20 protein-coding genes and 1 tRNA gene are annotated in these 18,643 nt (G+C 33.5%); 9 read left to right on the top strand and 12 right to left on the bottom strand.

The features are described from left to right. The first annotated feature begins 21 nt into the window (after positions 1–21). The 6 genes from ACNQF8_RS07420 (at position 22) to ACNQF8_RS07395 (ending at position 6,250) form a co-directional block, all read left to right on the top strand. Entirely contained in the window at positions 22–795 is a 774-nt protein-coding gene (locus ACNQF8_RS07420) for a tetratricopeptide repeat protein (protein WP_417951781.1), read from the top strand. Between the two features lie 107 nt (positions 796–902). Continuing rightward, positions 903–1,478 carry a 6,7-dimethyl-8-ribityllumazine synthase gene (gene ribH / locus ACNQF8_RS07415; protein WP_315208938.1) on the top strand — a complete coding sequence of 192 codons (576 nt, stop codon included), beginning with the start codon at positions 903–905 and terminating at the stop codon, positions 1,476–1,478. 163 nt (positions 1,479–1,641) lie between these two features. Then, a complete protein-coding gene (mutL, locus tag ACNQF8_RS07410) occupies positions 1,642–3,483 on the top strand; it encodes a DNA mismatch repair endonuclease MutL (protein ID WP_417953155.1) in 1,842 nt (613 codons plus the stop codon). Beyond that, positions 3,480–4,226: a rhomboid family intramembrane serine protease gene (locus ACNQF8_RS07405; RefSeq protein ID WP_417951777.1), complete on the top strand. Its 747-nt coding sequence runs from the start codon at positions 3,480–3,482 to the stop codon at positions 4,224–4,226. Before mutL ends, ACNQF8_RS07405 begins: the two co-directional genes overlap by 4 nt. 61 nt (positions 4,227–4,287) lie before the next feature. Continuing rightward, entirely contained in the window at positions 4,288–5,157 is an 870-nt protein-coding gene (locus ACNQF8_RS07400) for a rhomboid family intramembrane serine protease (RefSeq protein ID WP_417951776.1), read from the top strand. Between the two features lie 46 nt (positions 5,158–5,203). Further along, positions 5,204–6,250, top strand: coding sequence for an endonuclease/exonuclease/phosphatase family protein (locus ACNQF8_RS07395; protein ID WP_417951775.1), 1,047 nt, complete (start codon positions 5,204–5,206; stop codon positions 6,248–6,250). 16 nt (positions 6,251–6,266) lie between these two features. Here ACNQF8_RS07395 and ACNQF8_RS07390 read toward each other — a convergent pair whose 3' ends face one another. The 6 genes from ACNQF8_RS07390 to ACNQF8_RS07365 all read right to left on the bottom strand — a co-directional run bounded on the left by ACNQF8_RS07390 (position 6,267) and on the right by ACNQF8_RS07365 (position 11,631). Then, positions 6,267–6,893: a WbqC family protein gene (locus ACNQF8_RS07390; RefSeq protein WP_417951774.1), complete on the bottom strand. Its 627-nt coding sequence runs from the start codon at positions 6,891–6,893 to the stop codon at positions 6,267–6,269. A gap of 90 nt (positions 6,894–6,983) precedes the next feature. After that, positions 6,984–8,570 carry a signal peptidase I gene (gene lepB / locus ACNQF8_RS07385; RefSeq protein WP_417951773.1) on the bottom strand — a complete coding sequence of 529 codons (1,587 nt, stop codon included), beginning with the start codon at positions 8,568–8,570 and terminating at the stop codon, positions 6,984–6,986. A gap of 68 nt (positions 8,571–8,638) precedes the next feature. Then, positions 8,639–9,340: a 4-hydroxy-tetrahydrodipicolinate reductase gene (gene dapB / locus ACNQF8_RS07380; RefSeq protein WP_315208917.1), complete on the bottom strand. Its 702-nt coding sequence runs from the start codon at positions 9,338–9,340 to the stop codon at positions 8,639–8,641. A gap of 59 nt (positions 9,341–9,399) precedes the next feature. Continuing rightward, positions 9,400–9,960, bottom strand: coding sequence for a DUF5683 domain-containing protein (locus ACNQF8_RS07375; protein WP_417951772.1), 561 nt, complete (start codon positions 9,958–9,960; stop codon positions 9,400–9,402). Then, positions 9,960–10,859, bottom strand: coding sequence for a ParB/RepB/Spo0J family partition protein (locus tag ACNQF8_RS07370; protein ID WP_282717726.1), 900 nt, complete (start codon positions 10,857–10,859; stop codon positions 9,960–9,962). The genes ACNQF8_RS07375 and ACNQF8_RS07370 overlap by 1 nt, the downstream gene beginning before the upstream one ends. A gap of 4 nt (positions 10,860–10,863) precedes the next feature. After that, positions 10,864–11,631, bottom strand: coding sequence for a ParA family protein (locus ACNQF8_RS07365; RefSeq protein ID WP_035667779.1), 768 nt, complete (start codon positions 11,629–11,631; stop codon positions 10,864–10,866). 421 nt (positions 11,632–12,052) lie between these two features. On the opposite strand from ACNQF8_RS07365, the gene ACNQF8_RS07360 reads away from it, so the two are divergent. Both ACNQF8_RS07360 and trxB read left to right on the top strand, forming a co-directional pair. Further along, a tRNA-Pro gene (locus ACNQF8_RS07360) sits at positions 12,053–12,127 on the top strand. A gap of 130 nt (positions 12,128–12,257) precedes the next feature. After that, entirely contained in the window at positions 12,258–13,205 is a 948-nt protein-coding gene (gene trxB / locus ACNQF8_RS07355; protein ID WP_417951771.1) for a thioredoxin-disulfide reductase, read from the top strand. A gap of 128 nt (positions 13,206–13,333) precedes the next feature. Here trxB and ACNQF8_RS07350 read toward each other — a convergent pair whose 3' ends face one another. The 5 genes from ACNQF8_RS07350 to ACNQF8_RS07330 all read right to left on the bottom strand — a co-directional run bounded on the left by ACNQF8_RS07350 (position 13,334) and on the right by ACNQF8_RS07330 (position 17,694). Continuing rightward, positions 13,334–14,167, bottom strand: a complete 834-nt coding sequence (locus ACNQF8_RS07350) for a GIN domain-containing protein (RefSeq protein WP_417951770.1) — start codon at positions 14,165–14,167, stop codon at positions 13,334–13,336. A gap of 85 nt (positions 14,168–14,252) precedes the next feature. Then, positions 14,253–14,993, bottom strand: coding sequence for a head GIN domain-containing protein (locus tag ACNQF8_RS07345; protein WP_417953154.1), 741 nt, complete (start codon positions 14,991–14,993; stop codon positions 14,253–14,255). 4 nt (positions 14,994–14,997) lie between these two features. Further along, positions 14,998–16,758 (bottom strand): PspC domain-containing protein, encoded by a 1,761-nt coding sequence (locus ACNQF8_RS07340; protein WP_417951768.1) that lies wholly within the window; start codon positions 16,756–16,758, stop codon positions 14,998–15,000. Positions 16,759–16,760: 2 nt separating this feature from the next. Further along, positions 16,761–17,093, bottom strand: a complete 333-nt coding sequence (locus ACNQF8_RS07335) for a PadR family transcriptional regulator (RefSeq protein WP_099713267.1) — start codon at positions 17,091–17,093, stop codon at positions 16,761–16,763. 145 nt (positions 17,094–17,238) lie between these two features. Next, positions 17,239–17,694 (bottom strand): DUF4870 domain-containing protein, encoded by a 456-nt coding sequence (locus ACNQF8_RS07330; protein WP_417951767.1) that lies wholly within the window; start codon positions 17,692–17,694, stop codon positions 17,239–17,241. A gap of 153 nt (positions 17,695–17,847) precedes the next feature. Here ACNQF8_RS07330 and ACNQF8_RS07325 point away from each other — a divergent pair, with 153 nt between their 5' ends. Next, positions 17,848–18,300 carry a DUF4442 domain-containing protein gene (locus ACNQF8_RS07325; protein WP_417951766.1) on the top strand — a complete coding sequence of 151 codons (453 nt, stop codon included), beginning with the start codon at positions 17,848–17,850 and terminating at the stop codon, positions 18,298–18,300. 87 nt (positions 18,301–18,387) lie between these two features. Here the strand turns inward: ACNQF8_RS07325 and ACNQF8_RS07320 are convergent, their stop codons facing one another. Then, on the bottom strand, positions 18,388–18,621 hold the full coding sequence (locus ACNQF8_RS07320; protein ID WP_417951765.1) for a hypothetical protein: 234 nt from the start codon (positions 18,619–18,621) through the stop codon (positions 18,388–18,390). Positions 18,622–18,643 lie beyond the last annotated feature (22 nt).

The following is an 18,643-nucleotide window of genomic DNA, read 5'->3' as shown; positions in this document are numbered from 1 at the left end:
GACTCACTAAATTAAAAATAAATGGCTACTTACAATAAAAGAGGATATAAAGCACCAAAAGAAAAAGAAGTAAATGACGCGGTTGAAGCAGTACAAATTGATGAAAAAGACAGCACAACAGCTGGTGTTTTTTCAACATTAGACGAAACAGCTTCGAAAACTGAGGATTGGGTAGCTAAAAATCAAAAAGTTATTATTGGTTTAGTTGCCGCTGCTGCTATTTTTACTATTGGTTATTTAGGATACCAAAGATTCGTTGCCGCACCACAACAAGAGGAAGCAGCGAATGAAATGTTTGTAGCACAACAAAATTTCCAAAAAGCAACTGATGGAGTAGCAAGTGACTCATTATATAAACTATCTTTGAATGGTTCAGAAGGTAAATTTGGATTCTTAAAAATTGCTGATGAATATTCAGGAACTGATGCAGGAAATTTAGCTAATTATTATGCTGGAATTGCTTATTTGAATACAGGAAAATATACGGAAGCGATTGATTATTTAAGTAAATTTAAATCAGATGATATTGTTTTAGGAGCTTTGGCAAAAGGAGCAATTGGAGATGCTTATTCTCAAAAAAATCAACCGAAAGAAGCTTTAGAAAATTACGTGAAAGCTGCTGAATCAAATAAAAATGATTTCACTACGCCACGTTTCTTGTTAAAAGCAGGAAAAACAGCTTTGGCATTAGGAAATAAAGCAGATGCTTTGAAATATTTTACAGATATTAAAGACAATTTTGAAGGAACTCCAGAGGCTGCTTCAGTTGACGTTTTGATAGGATTAGCACAATAATAAAAAATGATAGTAAGATTGGTGGTTTAAGATTGTAGATTTTTGATTTCAAAAAGCTACCTTTAATATCTGAAATCAAAAATCTAAAATCAAAATTTTAAAATAAAATGGCTACCGTAAATAAAAACTTATCCGATTACGATAAAAATTCAATCCCAAACGCGAAAGATTTTCGCTTTGGGATTGTTGTTTCAGAATGGAATGATTCCATAACTGAAGGACTTTATAGAGGTGCTATTGAAGCCCTTTTGGAAAATCAAGTTCCAGCCCAGCATATTATTCGCTGGAATGTTCCTGGAAGCTTTGAACTTATATATGGTTCAAAGAAAATGCTGCAAACACAAAATGTTGATGCTGTGATTGCTATTGGATGTGTAATTCAAGGGCAAACCAAACATTTTGATTTTGTGTGTGAAGGAGTAACGCAAGGCATAAAAGACCTGAATGTTCAAACGGATATTCCTGTAATTTTTTGTGTTTTGACTGATAATACCCTGCAACAATCCATTGATAGAAGTGGAGGAATTCACGGTAACAAAGGTACTGAAGCAGCTATCGCAGCTATCAAAATGGCGTATATTCGTCAGCAGGCTTCGTTATCACACCAAATAGATAATCAGCATTTATTGTCTGCTGGAGCTATTCAACTAGAAGAAGGTTCGCCTTTAGAGTTGAAGGAATAAATAATAAAAACACTAATTATTAAACCTATACTGTCTCATAAATAGTATAGGTTTTTTGTTTTTTTTATGATTAAATAAGCTACCATTCCCAACAGAAATTCATTAAATTTGTACATCTTGGTTTTAAAAATTTAAACCTTAAACTTTAAACAACATTTTTTTAATGTCGAGTATAATTCAATTACTTCCTGATCATGTTGCCAATCAAATTGCTGCTGGAGAAGTCGTTCAAAGACCAGCTTCAGTTGTCAAAGAGTTGCTGGAAAATGCGGTAGATGCCAGAGCAACAGATATCAAATTAATTCTTAAAGATGCTGGGAAGGCATTAGTTCAAGTGATTGATACTGGTTTAGGAATGACTGTTACCGATGCGCGTTTGTGTTTTGAACGTCACGCCACTTCCAAAATTCGTCAGGCAGAAGATTTGTTTTCTTTGCATACCAAAGGGTTTCGTGGGGAAGCACTAGCATCTATTGCGGCAATTGCCCATGTAGAAATGAAAACCAAGCAAGATCAAGAAGAACTTGGAACACACATTATCATTGAAGGCAGTAAGTTTGTATCGCAAGATGTTGCTGTTTTACCAAAAGGAACTTCATTTGCAGTCAAAAATTTATTTTTTAATATTCCGGCGCGACGCAATTTCCTGAAATCGGATACGGTGGAATACCGCCATATTATTGATGAATTTCAACGTGTGGCTTTGGCTCACCCAAAAATACATTTTACGTTTTATCACAATGGCAGTGAAATGTTCAATTTGCCTCCATCTACTTTACGCCAAAGAATTGTCAATATTTTTTCGGGTAAAACCAATGAAAAATTAGTGCCGGTTCAAGAAGAAACAGAGATTGTTGCGATTCAGGGATTTGTAAGTAAACCAGAATTTGCCAAAAAAAATCGTGGAGAACAGTTTTTCTTTGTGAATGATCGTTTTATAAAAAGTGGTTATTTGCATCATGCGGTTATGGCTGCCTATGACGGAATTTTGAAAGATGGGGCACAGCCCAGTTATTTTTTATATTTATCGGTGCCTCCTAATACTATTGATATCAATATTCATCCCACTAAAACGGAAATTAAGTTTGATGACGAACATGCATTATATGCTATTTTAAGAGCTTCCATAAAGCATAGTTTGGGTCAGTTTAATGTGGCTCCAGTTTTGGATTTTGACCGTGATTCTAATTTAGACACGCCGTATCATTACAAAGATTTAACGGGGGAAACGCCTACAATTCAAGTTGATGGAAACTTCAATCCGTTTTCCGAAGAAAAACCCAGCAAGCAATTTTCCAGTTACAGAAAACCGGAACCAACGGCTAATTGGGAAAGTCTATATGTAGGTTTAAAACAAGATACGGATGAAATAGGACAGATGACTTTCGAAAATGAAGAAGTGACTTCCTCTTTATTTAATGACGAAGAAGTTGAGCATTCTGTACATAAAACGTATCAAATACATAAAAAATATATTGTTTCCTCCATCAAATCAGGGATGGTAATTGTCGATCAGCAACGCGCGCATCAACGTGTTTTGTATGAGCAGTTTTTAGTGAATATGACCGTTAATCAAGCTTCAAGCCAGCAGTTGTTGTTTCCTTTGAACTTGTTTTTTTCGTCGAGCGAAATGGATCTCATCGGTGAATTACAATTATCATTAATGAACACTGGATTTGTCTTCGAAGAAAATAATACAGATCATATTGTTATTTCGGGAATACCGGTAAATGTAACGGAGAGTGAAGTTTCACTGGTTTTAGAACAATTATTAAGTGATTTGCAGGACGGAATTCCTGAAAGCAGTTTCAGTCAGAACGATACGATTGCCAAATCTATGGCAAAAAGTTTAGCGGTAAAAACAGGAACGCATCTTACAGAAAAAGAACAGGAAAATTTGGTCAACGGACTTTTTGCCTGTAAAGACCCAAATGTTTCCCCATTTCACAAACCCACTTTCATCACGATGCGTGTGGAAGATTTAGATAAAAAATTTGCATTATGAGAAACGTAACTGAGACAGTAAAACAATTAATAATTATAAATGTATTGTTTTTTGTAGGTACTCTGGTAATAGGTGATGCTGCCTATAAAATATTGGCTTTGTATTTTCCGGAAAACCCAAGTTTTCAATTGTGGCAACCGCTGACGCACATGTTCATGCATGGAGGTTTTATGCATATTTTTTTCAATATGTTTGCGTTGTATTCTTTTGGGTCTGCTTTAGAGCAAATGTGGGGAAGTAAGAAGTTCCTATTTTTCTATATTTCCTGTGGACTAGGTGCTGCTTTATTGCATACTGGAGTTAATTATTACTATTTTCAAGATAGTTTGAATACGCTTATAGCTAACGGATTTCCTAAACAAGAAATTTTGCAACTTTTAAATGAGGGTAAAATAGATACAAGATGGCAACAATTTATATCCGTTTCTGATTTTCAAAATTTCACAAGTGCCTATGTTGGTACAGCAGTGGGCGCATCTGGAGCTATTTATGGAACGATAGTAGCATTTGCTTTCATGTTTCCTAATGCTGAATTGGCTTTGATGTTTATTCCTGTGCCAATAAAGGCAAAATATTTTGTGCCAGGTTTAGTATTGGTTGATTTGTATTTAGGTATTTCTGGAAAATCAATTTTTGGTGGCGGTGGAATTGCCCATTTTGCACACGTTGGAGGTGCTTTATTTGGTTTTATTATTATGTGGTATTGGAAGAAAAATCAGTTCAATAAAAATCGTTGGAATTAAAAATCTAACCCCTTTTAAAGTAGTACGGCCTAAATATCAGCTCTTAAATCCCAATTAAATTATGAATATTATTGACGACCTGAAATTACAATACAAGATGGGAGGAATAGTGACTCAGCTAATCTTTTGGAATGTAGCTTTGTTTGTTCTACCATGGTTGTTTTTTGCTCTTTTATCCTTGTTGGGTGTCAATATTGATTACATCCATTATGTGAGTTTGTCATCTAATCCGGCAGATTTGCTTTGGAAACCCTGGTCGTTACTTTCGTATGCTTTTTTTCACAGTGGAATCATGCATATTATTTTTAATATGATTGTTATGAACTTCTCGGGCAGATTATTTATGACGTATTTTACTTCTAAGCAATTGCTGGGCTTGTACATATTGAGCGCCATTTTTGCAGGAATTTGTTATATTTTGGTATTTTACGTTTTAAATATTAACGCTCCAATTGTAGGTGCTTCTGCCGCTATTATGGCTATTTTAGTAGCAACTACTACTTATCATCCTTTGATGGATCTCCGTTTATTGATTATTGGAAATGTCAAGTTGTGGCATATAACTACCGTAATTATTATTGTTGATTTAATGCAACTACGTTCAGAAAATATGGGTGGGCATATTTCTCATCTTTCTGGAGCTTTTTTTGGTTTTATTTTTATTAAATTGCTTCAAAATGGAACCGATTTAAGTACTGTTGTTACTCGTGTTATAGATTTTTTTGCAAATTTGTTCAAAAAAAATACGTCAACACCATTCAAGAAAGTACATAAAAATTACAGTAAGCCTTTGGTAAAAAGCGTTTCAAAAATAGTTACAAAAGATAAATCTCAGCAACAGATAGATGAAATTTTAGATAAAATCAGTCAGTCAGGTTATGATAGTTTGACAAAAGAAGAAAAAGAATTCTTGTTCAAAGTTGGGAAATAAGTATCAAATAAGATTTTAGATATTGTCTTACTAAAAAATATAGAAAATGAAAAATCTTTCATGGTTTAATAAAGGAATGTTTCTTTTGAATATAGTTCTCACTATTGTCACTTTTATTGCCTATGTTCTACCTTTTTTAGCACCGAAATCTTTTCCTCTTTTATCCGTTTTGACACTATTCATGCCGCTTTTTTTTATCTTAAATGGCTTGTTTTTTGTGTATTGGGCTTTGCAATTCAAAAAGCAATTGATAGTTTCGGGTTTGGTTTTATTGATAGGAATTACTTTTATAAATAAGTTTTATAAATTTTCTTCACCAGAGTTTCCTATAGAAGAAAAAGATTTTACCGTAATGAGTTATAATGTTCGTCTGTTTAATGTTTTTAAATGGATTGACAGAGACGATGTTCCTTCGGATATTCTCATGTTTATTAATGATAAAAACCCTGATATATTGTGTATTCAGGAATACTCTTCCTCAGCTGATATTGATTTGAAAGTGTATCCACACCGATATATTTTTACTGATGGAAACCAAATTAAAACGGGACAGGCGATTTTTTCTAAATTTCCGATTATTGACCAAGGAAATATTATTTTTCCAAATTCAAGTAATAACGTTGTTTTTGCGGATTTAAAAAAAGGAAAAGACATTATAAGAGTGTATAATATGCACATTCAATCCATCAAAATTTCTCCTGATGTCAATGAAATTGATGAAAATATCGATGCGATTAATCAGCAGAAATCACAAATGTTATTTATTAGAATCAGTAAAGCGTTCAAGCAACAACAACAGCAAGCGGAGATTTTTAAGGAACATAAAATGAAATGTATGTATCCAATTATCATTTGCGGAGACATGAACAATAGCGCGTTTTCTTATGTGTACCGAAGCATTAAAGGAAAGTTGAAAGATAGCTTTGAAGAAGCAGGGAATGGTTTTGGAGAGACCTATAAATTCAGGTACTATCCAGCCAGAATTGATTATATTTTTGCTGACGAAAAAATGAAAGTAAAGAAGTTTGAAAATTTTCCGAAATTTATTAACTCAGATCATTTTCCTATTATGGCTAGATTGTCTTTGGAATAAAATTTAATTTGGAATTTTATTTTAGAATCAGATCTTGTTTTTTTAAATAATCCATTGCATATTTCCCTTCATTAAACAGCAAATCTATAACACTAAGATTGTTGATAAAACCATATTTGTCATCAAAAACCTGAGTGTAACTTTCGAATACCGAAAGATCTTTTTTCCCGTTTACCAAAGCTCTGAAATCAGTAATTATAGTTGTGTCAACTTCATGAAAGTATTCGGTTGTTGTCGTGTAATCCTGTTTTATACGGAAACATTTTGATAGGATATCAAAAACATCAAAATTTAAATCCAATAAAAAAGTATATTTTTTTTCGAAAATTGGTCTGATGTCATCTTCGAAAAACTCAAAAAAAGGTGAACTTCGGTATCCTGCTTCTAATGATTTGAAATGTTGTTTTTGCCAATCAAAATTAGTTTCAATTTTGATATTTTTTGTTTTTTGATGACTTTCTTTCGAATGTTTTACAGGAATGTTTAATAACTGAATTCCGTTTGGACTATAAATATAGGTGCGGTTGCGGTTGGTTTGTTTCTGGAAATTATCTTCTATTTCAAAAGTAATGTTTTCCGATTGTACCATGGCTGAAAAATGGCTTATCGATGGGAAATAGGTAGGATGGATGAGAATGTTCATATTTGTCTAAAATTTTTAAAGTTATAAAGTCAAAAGTCATAAAGCTAGATTAAATAAAAACTTTATGACTTTTGACTTTGAAACTTTTGACTAATTTTTTGTCTCTTTTCTTTTTTTCCAAAAATACTCTCCAATGAAAAATGCTGCTAAAGCGAATAGGAAATATTTTAAATAAGATTGAGGTTGGCCTTCACCGCTAACAGTTGTAAAAACTCTGTCCCAACGTATTTTATTCAACCCTTTACCATTTGTATCCCAACTTAACCAGATAAAAATAGGTTTCCCTACAATATGATTTTCAGGAACAAATCCCCAATAACGGCTGTCTTCAGAGTTATGACGGTTGTCACCCATCATCCAGTAATAATTTTGTTGGAAAGTGTAATCTTTAACTACTTTTCCGTTTAGTCTTATTTCGTTTCCTGTTACTTTAAGGTCGTTTTTATCTCCATTTTCATTTGTTTCATAATCAGTAATTATGGTTTTATAAAATGGCAATGATTCAGTTGTTAAAGCGACAGTTTTTCCTTTTTCTGGTACATAGATAGGGCCGTAGTTGTCACTGTTCCACTTATTGATATGCGGAAAAACACCTTTTCCATTACTAGCTTGATCAACATCTCTTGATATTTGTCTTGTAACACTAGTAATACCAGGTACATTTTTCAATCTTTCAGCTCCAGCAGCTGTCAAAGCACTAAAGAATAATGTGTCTCTTCGCGTTTCATCTGTAACAAGTACAGGGTCCGTTACGTCCATCTCTTTAAGTAAATGCTCAAAATCGATTGGCGTTTTTCCGTCTAATGATACTTTGTAGGAGAATTGTGGTTTTGCTCTTTCAGGTAATTCCAATAGTTTACCATCAATATAAATCATACCGTCTATTATAGATAAGTTGTCTCCAGGGATTCCAACACATCTTTTTACGTAATTCGATTTCTTGTCTACAGGTTTGAAAGCACGTCTTTTTGAAGTGTCAAAAAACCTATATACAGTATCAACCGGCCAGTTAAATACAACGATATCCGTTCTGTTTATGTTTTGAATTCCCGGTAATCTTAAATAAGGTAATTGTGGCCAAGTTAAGTATGATTTTTTTTGAAGTAAAGGGATAGAATCGTGAACCATTGGCAATGCTACGGTTGTCATTGGGATTCTTGCACCATAATTCATTTTACTCACAAATAAAAAGTCACCTACCAATAAGGATTTTTCTAAGGAAGAGGTAGGAATCGTGTACGGTTGAATTAAATAGGTGTGAACTAAAGTTGCTACGATAACAGCAAAAAGTAAAGAGCTAACGGTATCAGCTGCTTTGTTTTCGGGGCTTAAGCTTCTGTCAGCTATGTAATTTAATTTTTGAGTATAATTAACATAATAGATGTAAAATCCAAGAGTTACAATTCCTAAAAAAGTATCTAATCCAGATCGTTTTCCAAAACTTCTCAATGTTTCTACCCAGATTACAGGAAACATAATCAAATTAATAATTGGGATAAAAAGTAAAATGGTCCACCAAGTAGGGCGGCCTATTATTTTCATCAAAACAATAGCATTGTATACTGGAATAGCTGCTTCCCAACTTTTCCTTCCTGCGCTTTCATATAATTTCCATGTTCCTAAAAAGTGAACTATTTGTACAAGAAGAAAAAATATAAACCATTGATATACTGACATAGTTTTTTGTTTAAAGTTTGAAGTTTAAGGTTGTTTCGTTAGCGATTTTCCTAAAACCGAGTATAATTTTATTTTAAGTCTAAAACATCTTTCATGGTAAAAACACCTTGCTTTCCTATAATCCATTCTGCTGCAATCACAGCACCCAAAGCAAAACCTTCACGATTGTGTGCGGTATGTTTTATTTCGATAGCATCAACAACAGAATTGTATGTTACGGTGTGTGTTCCCGGAACAGTTCCTATTCTTTTTGCTTCAATATGAATTTGGTCGGCTTCAGGCTTTTCTAATGTCCAGTTGGTGTACGAACTATTTTCAATTACTCCTTTGGCTAATGATATCGCTGTGCCACTTGGTGCATCTAGTTTTTGAGTATGATGAATTTCTTCCATTTCTACTTTATAACTGTCAAATTTTGACATGATTTTTGCCAAATATTCGTTGAGTTCAAAGAAAATATTCACACCTAAACTAAAGTTAGAACTGGAGATAAAACCACCGTTCTTAGCTGTACAAAGTGCCACCATTTCATCATAATGTTCTAACCAGCCTGTTGTTCCTGAAATTACAGGGACATTAGCATGGAAACAACTGGAGATATTAGGGACTGCAGCTGTTGGAACACTGAAATCAATAGCTACATCAGCAGTTGAAAGACCATCAAAAGTATTGTTTTCATCTTTTTTCAAAACGATTTCATGTCCTCTTTCCAGTGCAATTCTTTCAATTACCTGACCCATTTTTCCGTATCCTAAAAGCGCAATTTTCATTTGTTTTTTATATTTATAAATTAAAATTTTAAAGATGAATGGAGTATTCTGTTTTCAATCTAAAAATTATAATTAAATGTTAGTCCTAAATTAGTCTTGAATGTTACATCATTTGGATAAATAACAGGTCTTACTGATAAGTTTTCATCCACATTGAATTGTATTAAAGCAGCATCGACATTAGCATCTATGATATTTAATGCATAAAACGCTAAAGTTACCAAAGCTGATAAATCTCGATTTCTTTGATAAAATTTTTGCCCGGCAATCAATCGATTATTATCTAAGAAAGCCAAATCATCGGTAGTGTATCCTTCCAGTCTGCTTTTGTAAGCATCTCTGTATTGATGGTATTTCCTGTTGTTGTCAATATAAAAGTAAACACTGGTTCCTAATGCTCCGTAAACGAGCGGTATTTTCCAGTATTTTTTATTGTAAGCCTGACCTAAACCCGGCAAAATTGCCGAAAAGAAAGCTGCTTTAGCAGGAGTCAATGGATCAATGTCATTTGATTTCAAAGTATCTTTTGCGACAAGTACTGCTTCTGTTTCCGTTTGGGCAAAAACAATAGTGTTTCCTGCAATAAAAAGGAATAGACCTATGAAAATGATTTTATGCACTACTCGTTTATTAATTTAATAATTCTGTTGAAGTCTTCTTCAGAATGAAATGGAATAGTGATTTTTCCTTTACCGTTTCCAGCTACTTTCACATCAACTTTGGTTCCAAAATAATTTGTAAAAGTACTTTTATGGGAATCTGCAATTTCAAATGAAGCTGCTTTTGGTTTACCGGCAGGTTTAGGCTTTAAACTTTCCTGATAGTTTTTTACTAAAGCTTCGGTATCGCGAACGGATAGATTTTGACTGACGATTTTTTGATAAATATCAGTTTGAATATCTTGGTCTTCAATATTGATTATTGCACGACCATGACCCATACTGATGAAACCATCACGAATTCCGGTTTGGATAATCGGGTCTAGTTTTAAAAGGCGTAAATAATTAGCGATAGTAGAACGTTTTTTTCCTACACGATCACTCATTTGTTCCTGAGTCAATTGAATTTCATCAATCAAACGTTGGTACGAAAGTGCAATCTCAATTGGATCTAAATCATGGCGTTGGATGTTTTCCACCAATGCCATAACCAATGACTCGTTGTCATTTGCAATACGAATGTAAGCAGGAACTGTTTTCAATCCCACAAGTGTCGACGCACGAAGACGACGCTCACCCGAAATCAATTGGTATTTATTGAAGTCTAATTTACGTACGGTAATAGGCTGAATAACGCCTAATTCTTTGATAGAAGTCGCTAATTCTCTCAACGATTCCTCATTGAAATTACTTCTTGGCTGAAACGGATTTATTTCAATTGCTTCAATTTCAAGCTCAATGATATTTCCTACAACTTTATCGGCATTTTTATCGTCAACGGATTTTATATCGTTTTCCGGATCTTTCAATAGTGCAGATAATCCTCTTCCTAAGGCTTGTTTTTTTATTGCTTTTGCCATAAAACTATTTACTGTTTTTCTTTATAACTTCTTGAGCAAGATGCAAGTAATTAGTAGCTCCTTTGCTTGTTGCATCGTAGTTTATTATACTTTCTCCAAAGCTTGGCGCTTCGCTCAGTTTTACATTTCTTTGAATAATAGTGTCAAAAACCATATCGTTGAAATGTTTTTGAACCTCTTCAACTACTTGGTTTGATAAACGCAATCTCGAATCAAACATGGTTAATAATAACCCTTCGATATCTAAATCTGGATTGTGAATTTTTTGGATGCTTTTTATCGTATTCAATAATTTCCCTAAACCTTCCAGTGCAAAATACTCACATTGAATAGGAATAATCACAGAATCAGCAGCAGTTAAAGCATTCAACGTAAGTAATCCAAGAGATGGTGCACAATCGATAATGATATAATCGTACTCGTCTTTGATACTTTCCAATGCTTTTTTAAGCATATATTCCCTGTTTTCTTTATCGACTAATTCGATTTCAATTGCAACAAGGTCAATATGTGATGGAATTACGTCCACATTTGGAGCAGAACATTTTATGATGGCCTCTTTTGGCGTATGACTATGTTCCAGAATTTGATACGTACCTATCTCTACAGATTCAACATCAATTCCTAATCCTGAAGACGCATTTGCCTGTGGATCAGCATCAATAAGTAATACTTTTTTTTCTAAAACACCCAGTGAAGCAGCTAGATTTACAGACGTTGTAGTCTTTCCAACTCCACCTTTTTGATTAGCAATCGCGATGATTTTGCCCATTTATTTTTCTAAATTTTGAACCGTAAAAATACAATTATTTATGGTTTCTAAAAATCTATTTTGTTAACATTTGTTAAAGCTTGATTAGTCGCTATTTGACAATTCCTATTCTTAAAATGGATTTCATTTTTTAGGAGCTATTCCAGCTGTGCGTTACAAGTTCTTGAGTTGCTCCCAGTTTTTTCTAAAGCCATAAAAGGAGCTTCCTTTGGTCGCTCTTTTCTGTCAAGAAAAAATCGGGAGCACCTCGGAGAAGCTTTTCACTTCCATCTGGGCTAGGGAACTTGTTGTTGGATTATACTTTGAAAAAACAAATTTATTTTAGATTTCCATACTGATTTTTCGCGCCAAATAAATTTAATCCTTATTTCTGAAATAGTTTTGCATAAGCCAAAAATAGTACTATATTTGCACCCGCTTTCGGGGTGTAGCGTAGCTCGGTTATCGCGCCTGCTTTGGGAGCAGGAGGCCGCAGGTTCGAATCCTGCCACCCCGACAAATTGATCCTTTCTGTTCTCACAGAAGGGATTTTTTTATTCCAGAATAACTAAAACTGATACTTCTAGTTCAGTATTCCAGCAATAATATCCTATTTTTGCACTGTTAAATTCAAAAGAAACATCAATATGTCAGATACAATCGAAAAAATTAAATGTCTTATTATAGGTTCTGGTCCAGCAGGTTATACTGCAGCAATATATGCCGCCAGAGCAAACATGAATCCTGTTTTATACCAAGGAATGCAGCCAGGTGGACAGCTAACAACTACTAATGAAGTAGAAAATTGGCCTGGTAATCCTGAAGGAATTACGGGTCCGGAAATGATGGTAGGATTACAAGCACAAGCACAACGTTTTGGAACTGATGTGCGTGATGGTTGGGCTACAAGAGTTGATTTCTCGGGCGATATTCATAAAGTTTGGATCAATGATACTATAGAATTACATTGCGAAACAGTAATTATTTCTACTGGAGCATCAGCTAAATATTTAGGTATGCCATCAGAACAACACTATTTAAAAATGGGCGGTGGAGTTTCTGCATGTGCTGTTTGTGACGGTTTTTTCTATAGAAACCAAGAAGTAGTAATTGTAGGGGCAGGAGATTCAGCTTGTGAAGAAGCACACTATTTGTCAAAACTTTGTAAAAAAGTAACCATGTTGGTGCGTAGCGAAAAATTCAGAGCTTCTAAAATCATGGAAGAACGCGTTCGCAAAACCGAGAACATTACCATATTAATGAATCACGATACTGTTGAGGTATTAGGAGATGAACAAGTAGTTACTGGGGTAAAGGCTTTAAATAAAACTACAAATGAAGTTTTTGATATTCCTGCAACTGGTTTCTTCGTAGCTATTGGTCACAAACCAAATACTGATATTTTCAAAGATTATATCTCATTAGACGAAACTGGATATATTATTAATACTCCTGGAACCTCAAAAACTAATGTTGAAGGCGTTTTCGTAGCGGGTGATGCAGCAGATCATGTATATCGTCAAGCGATAACTGCAGCCGGAACAGGTTGTATGGCTGCTCTTGATGCCGAAAGATATTTGGCTTCTAAAGAATAATCAGAATCTGGAAGTTTCAAAATGAAAAAGTCCCATTTGCCTTAGCAAGTGGGACTTTTTGTTGTTTAGGAAATATGTCGATCAATTCTGTTCTTTCTCCCTCTCCTTTGGAGAGGGCGGGGAGAGGATTATTTCAACTTTTTTATCAATTTTGCTTCATCGATAAATTTTCTGATTTCTATTTTTGGAGCGCCCACAAGTTGGATTTCGGATTTGTTAGCAGCGTCTATGATAACGGTTGTTACCGCATTTACACTACAATTGGAATAACTTTCTGTAGTTACATCAATGTTTTTTATGGTTAATTTATTTCCTGTTAAACTCGAGTTATTATCCAACCGAATGATGGCATTAGTGGCATCTCCTTCGATACTAGCATCTGCTTTTTGGTACATATCCACTTTCAAATCAGTTGTGGTAACTAAGGCTTTTAGAGATGCGTTTTTACTTAATTCGATGGTAGTATTTTCTGATTTTAAATTGAGTTCTGTTTTTGATTTATCATCAGATTGTAATACGAAGTTTTTAGCATTTACATTCAAAAACAGTTTGGATGCATCGTGTGCTTTTAGTGTAAAATCATTCAATAAAATTTCCTGAATTGCATTTACAGTTGTTTCATTTTTAGACGTAACCAGATTTAAATCATTGGTATATGTTACTCTAACAATCAGTTTTTTATAATTAGTGGCTTGTTTTGTAGTGTAAATACGAAGCATATTGTCTCTTAAATCCAGCGAAATAATATCGTGTAAGTTGTCATCGGCTTCAATTTTTAGTTCTGTTTTTTCACCTCTTTCCAAGTATACTTCGAGATTGTCTTCAACAGTGAGCGATTCGAAATTACCCACTTCCCTTTGTTCTACAGTTACTGTTTTTGAGCCTTTTACTTTTTCCTTTTTCTGTGCTAAGGTCAATGTAGTTGATAAAAGGAGTAGGAGTATAGCAGCGTATTTTTTCATAGTCAATTGAATTAGAGTCTACACAAATATAAAAAAATCATCCACTTGTGATGGATGATTTTTTGATTTTTAGTAAAATGATTTGTTATTCTTGATGAATACTTCCTCCAGAATTGGTTTCTTTTCGAATTGATTTTGGAACTTTATTATAGCTTATACTTCCTCCGCTAGAAGCTTCGGCATCCAGACTCACAATAGGATGAATGTTGATGGTGGCTCCACTGGAAGCTTCGGCATTAACTTCATTAGCTAATAAGTTTTTGGCGTCAATTCCGCTTCCACTTGATGCATTTGCTTTCATTTTTAATCCCATTCCATTAATGGTGATGCTGCTTCCGCTACTGGAATCACAAGTAATATCATCTGCTTCTATATTCAGGTCGATAGTTCCAGCACTAGAAGTATTCAATGTGATATTTTCTCCTTTTATAGTGTTTCTACTAGTTATTGAAGCGCTGCTATTAGCTTCTAATTGTTCAATAACTGGCATTTTTACAGTTACTTTTTTAGATTTCGTATTGATAAAAGAATTTTTATCACAAGAAATAACGAGTGTGCCATTTTCAACTTTGGTAAAGATGTGTTTTTGCAAATTATCATCAGCTTCAACTACTATTTCAGTTAAGTCTGATTGTTCAATGACAAGATCGATAGCATTGCTAACTTCTATGCTTTTGAAATCACCTTCCACATTTCTTCTTTCGGTGGTGACATTCCCGCTTCCTTCAATTGATTTCAAATTTATGGAATGGTTACACGATGCAAATAGTAAGGCAGTTAACGCAACCAGAATAAATTTTGTAATTATTGTGATGATTTTTAACATAGCTTTAATTTTTAATGATTACACCGTTTTTGCTTATTGATAAGCCTTTTTTGGTTCCAGCTTCATTCACTGTTACCGTTTCTCCGTTTACTTTTACAGTAGTAGTTGTTATACTATCATTTTCGGTTACTTTTCCAGTAATGTTTACTTCTACATTATCACCATTTTCATTTTCATCAACATCATTATATTCATTTTCATCAGCAGGACAATTTAAACATTTTATTTGAGAATTTTCTACTTTGTAAATGTAATTGTCTGAACTGTAGTGTAAGTTGAAAAATGAATCGTCAGATCTGTCGTAATTTTGTACTGAAGTATCTGGTTTCAACAGAATCCCTTCTGGTAGGTATAAAAATATTTCTACTTCCTGATCACGGAATTTATTTGCTACTTCGGTCAATAAATAATTATCTAGAATCAGCTGATTTCCTTCAATTTTGATAGCGTATTTTATTTTTTCAGCTCTTCGTTTTGCATCTTGAAATGATTTGCCTCTAGCTATTTTTTCAATTTGAATGAAAGGTAATTTTTCGTCTGTGCGTAAAATTTCTAAACTAACATTATTGGAATAAATCAATTGCGTGTTAGCTGAATCCTGAACAAACTTGAAGCTTTCTCTGTCGTCAATGTCTTTTGTGTAATACTCATTGTATCTGAATTTTACAAACAAAGTATCATTTGGCAATACATTAATCGTTTCTTTCTGAACAGTTTTTCCTTCATAAGCCACTTCTGATGCTTGTTTTATTCCTATCGAAATTAGTATTGCTATTGCAATTATCCAAAGTGCCAATAATGTGTATTTAGCAATATTTCCAATTGATTTCATGGTTGGAGATAATAATTTGAAACCTAAAAGGGTCAAGAAAAAGAACGGAATTCCAACAGCAAAGAACATTAATAATCCAAAAGACCATATTGGGTAATCCGTGAAATTTCCTGCTTCAATGAAACTTTGCCATGGCACATCAATAAAATCTGAGGAACCTAAAGTGAAAACAGCAATAAGTAAAGAAACTAATGTTGCAATTCCAGTGATAATTAAAATAACACCTAAAAACTTTGCAAAAATCTTGAAAATAGTCATGATAAAATCTCCAAAAGAGCTTCCTATTTTCCCGGCACCCGTTTTAATTTGATTGCCATATTTGTCGTAATCTACATTTTTTATTTTCCCGGAAACGCTTTCAAACTCTTCACGTACTTTTTTTTCGATATTCGAAATATTTACCGGTTCCCCGGTCATTTCAAGTTTTTCTGATGTGGTAATGGCTTCAGGAGTTACAATCCAAAGAATGATATACGCTAAAATTCCAGTTCCAAATCCAGCAAAAACTAATAGTATTAGAACTATTCTGATCCATACGGCATCAATTCCAAAATAATGGCCTAATCCAGCTGCAACACCACCAATCATACCTTTTTCTTTATCGCGGTATAATTTTTTTGTTCTTCTGTTTGAACTGTCACTAAAGGTTTGCGAACCTTTCAACTCATCTTCAATAATGTAATCTTCCGGTTGTCCCATTACTGCGATAACCTCATCTACATCCTTTAAACCCACAACATGTTTGTCGCTTATTTGTTTCTCATTCAATAATTCTGAAACACGCATTTCGATATCTTTTATGATTTCATCATGTCCAGATGAATTAGATAAAGAACGTTTTATGGCATCAAAATATCGAGTTAATTTTTGGTATGCATCTTCATCTATATGAAAGAACATTCCGCCTAGATTTATATTTACAGTTTTGTTCATGACTATTGTTTTTGGTTGGTTATAAGGTTTACGGCATCGGATAATTCAGTCCAAGTGCCACTAAGTTCTTTTAAAAATGTTTGTCCTATTTCAGTTAGACCGTAATATTTTCTTGGTGGTCCTGATGTGGATTCTTCCCAACGATAGTTGAGCAATCCATCATTTTTCAATCGGGTTAGCAGCGGGTAAATAGTTCCCTCTACAACTAATAATTTTGCGTTTTTTAATGTGTCCAATATTTCCGATGTGTATGCATCTTTTTCTTTTAATACTGATAAGATGCAAAACTCGAGAACACCTTTACGCATCTGGGCTTTTGTGTTTTCAATGTTCATAATTTCTTTGTTTTGATTTTGTGTTGATTAAACGGTTCATTTTTTGATTGATGATTGATTTGTGTTTGCGAGAAACGAAGCAATCGCTCCTCGCTATTTCGTTTTATTTATTACATCTATTCTCTTTTAATCCATTTTATTTTTTCTATTTAATAAACGGAATCGTTATTGGATATTTGTATTTTTCTCCATTTGATGTTTTGATTGAAGCATAAATGATTAAAAAGAATTCAGCCACTTTCAAAAGGCCAAAAATTAAAACAGCAACTAATCCTACTGTTAACATTCCAATGTTTCCTTCGAAATTAAAATTTCTAAAAACAAAATCGTGATCATTAACTACAGCTTCAAAAGGAATATTTCTAAACAGTGTAATTAAAAATGTTGGGACTGCAATTAGGATAAGCACTAAAGAATACAATAATAAACTTAACTGAAAATTAAGTACTTGTTTTCCGTGATGATCCACAAATTCAGAATTTTCTTTTTTTGAAGTCCAAAGTATTATTGGAAAAATATAATTTCCAAAAGGAATAAAATATTGAGTCAATGCACTCAAATGAGTAAATGTTGCGGTGTTTTTTTCGGTTGTTGTTTCCATGATTAAAAGTATATAGTAATTTCTTATGCAAATATATATCTAAAAGACAGTATCTTGTTTCGCATAGTACCAAATATTAACATAAAATTAACAAATTAATTTAATATGTACGCATAGTATTTTTTTGTATTTTAGCAAAAAACCTAGCTATATATGAAACTTACAGCGTCAAAACTTAATAATTTTCTCTTATTTAAATTACCGTCGGCATTTATCTGTGGTGTGCGTGTAAAAGAGATTGATGAAAACAAATGTGTGGTATCAGTAAAACACAGTTGGATTAATCAAAATCCGTTTAATTCCATGTATTTTGCAGTGCAAGCGATGGCTGCGGAGCTTTCTACAGGAGCTTTGGTGATGTTTCAAATTCAGAGAAGTGGCAGGAAAATATCGATGCTTGTTGCTAACAATAAAGGTAATTTCACAAAAAAAGCAACGGGTAGAATCACTTTTGCCTGTGCCGATGGTCATTTAATTGAACAAGCAATTGAAAAAACAATTGCTACTGGAGAAGGACAAACCTTTTGGATGAAGTCTATTGGAACAGATGAAAAAGGAGTTCAAGTTTCTGAAATGGACTTTGAATGGAGTGTAAAAGTCAAATAAAAAACACTTAGTTATTTATAAAAATAGAAAAACGCCTCTAAATCTAGAGGCGTTTTTTATAGGAAATAGAAATTTATATTTTTTAGATTAACACTTTTTTCCGCTTGCTTTTGCTGATGATGCATCACACTTTTTTCCTTCAGCTTTGCATTTTGCTTGACATTTTTCTATTTCATCCGCACTCATCGCTTTTGATTTGGAATCTTTTTTAGCGCAACAGGATTCTTTTTTAACTTTTTCTTTTGTGGCAGTTTTACTTTCTTGCGCACTAAGATTCACAGTCAGAAATGCGATTGCTATACATGCTATTATCTTTTTCATTTTTATAAATTTAAATGGTTTT

This window comes from Flavobacterium labens, assembly GCF_048286755.1.
Lineage (GTDB): Bacteria > Bacteroidota > Bacteroidia > Flavobacteriales > Flavobacteriaceae > Flavobacterium.
This window is presented reverse-complemented; position numbering and strand designations above follow the sequence as displayed.

Coding starts and splice junctions, on each gene's coding strand:
- ACNQF8_RS07420 (WP_417951781.1), top strand. CDS start 22: ATGGCTACTTACAATAAAAGAGGATATAAAGCACCAAAAGAAAAAGAA.
- ribH (WP_315208938.1), top strand. CDS start 903: ATGGCTACCGTAAATAAAAACTTATCCGATTACGATAAAAATTCAATC.
- mutL (WP_417953155.1), top strand. CDS start 1,642: ATGTCGAGTATAATTCAATTACTTCCTGATCATGTTGCCAATCAAATT.
- ACNQF8_RS07405 (WP_417951777.1), top strand. CDS start 3,480: ATGAGAAACGTAACTGAGACAGTAAAACAATTAATAATTATAAATGTA.
- ACNQF8_RS07400 (WP_417951776.1), top strand. CDS start 4,288: ATGAATATTATTGACGACCTGAAATTACAATACAAGATGGGAGGAATA.
- ACNQF8_RS07395 (WP_417951775.1), top strand. CDS start 5,204: ATGAAAAATCTTTCATGGTTTAATAAAGGAATGTTTCTTTTGAATATA.
- ACNQF8_RS07390 (WP_417951774.1), bottom strand. CDS start 6,893: ATGAACATTCTCATCCATCCTACCTATTTCCCATCGATAAGCCATTTT.
- lepB (WP_417951773.1), bottom strand. CDS start 8,570: ATGTCAGTATATCAATGGTTTATATTTTTTCTTCTTGTACAAATAGTT.
- dapB (WP_315208917.1), bottom strand. CDS start 9,340: ATGAAAATTGCGCTTTTAGGATACGGAAAAATGGGTCAGGTAATTGAA.
- ACNQF8_RS07370 (WP_282717726.1), bottom strand. CDS start 10,859: ATGGCAAAAGCAATAAAAAAACAAGCCTTAGGAAGAGGATTATCTGCA.
- ACNQF8_RS07365 (WP_035667779.1), bottom strand. CDS start 11,631: ATGGGCAAAATCATCGCGATTGCTAATCAAAAAGGTGGAGTTGGAAAG.
- trxB (WP_417951771.1), top strand. CDS start 12,258: ATGTCAGATACAATCGAAAAAATTAAATGTCTTATTATAGGTTCTGGT.
- ACNQF8_RS07350 (WP_417951770.1), bottom strand. CDS start 14,167: ATGAAAAAATACGCTGCTATACTCCTACTCCTTTTATCAACTACATTG.
- ACNQF8_RS07345 (WP_417953154.1), bottom strand. CDS start 14,993: ATGTTAAAAATCATCACAATAATTACAAAATTTATTCTGGTTGCGTTA.
- ACNQF8_RS07340 (WP_417951768.1), bottom strand. CDS start 16,758: ATGAACAAAACTGTAAATATAAATCTAGGCGGAATGTTCTTTCATATA.
- ACNQF8_RS07335 (WP_099713267.1), bottom strand. CDS start 17,093: ATGAACATTGAAAACACAAAAGCCCAGATGCGTAAAGGTGTTCTCGAG.
- ACNQF8_RS07330 (WP_417951767.1), bottom strand. CDS start 17,694: ATGGAAACAACAACCGAAAAAAACACCGCAACATTTACTCATTTGAGT.
- ACNQF8_RS07325 (WP_417951766.1), top strand. CDS start 17,848: ATGAAACTTACAGCGTCAAAACTTAATAATTTTCTCTTATTTAAATTA.
- ACNQF8_RS07320 (WP_417951765.1), bottom strand. CDS start 18,621: ATGAAAAAGATAATAGCATGTATAGCAATCGCATTTCTGACTGTGAAT.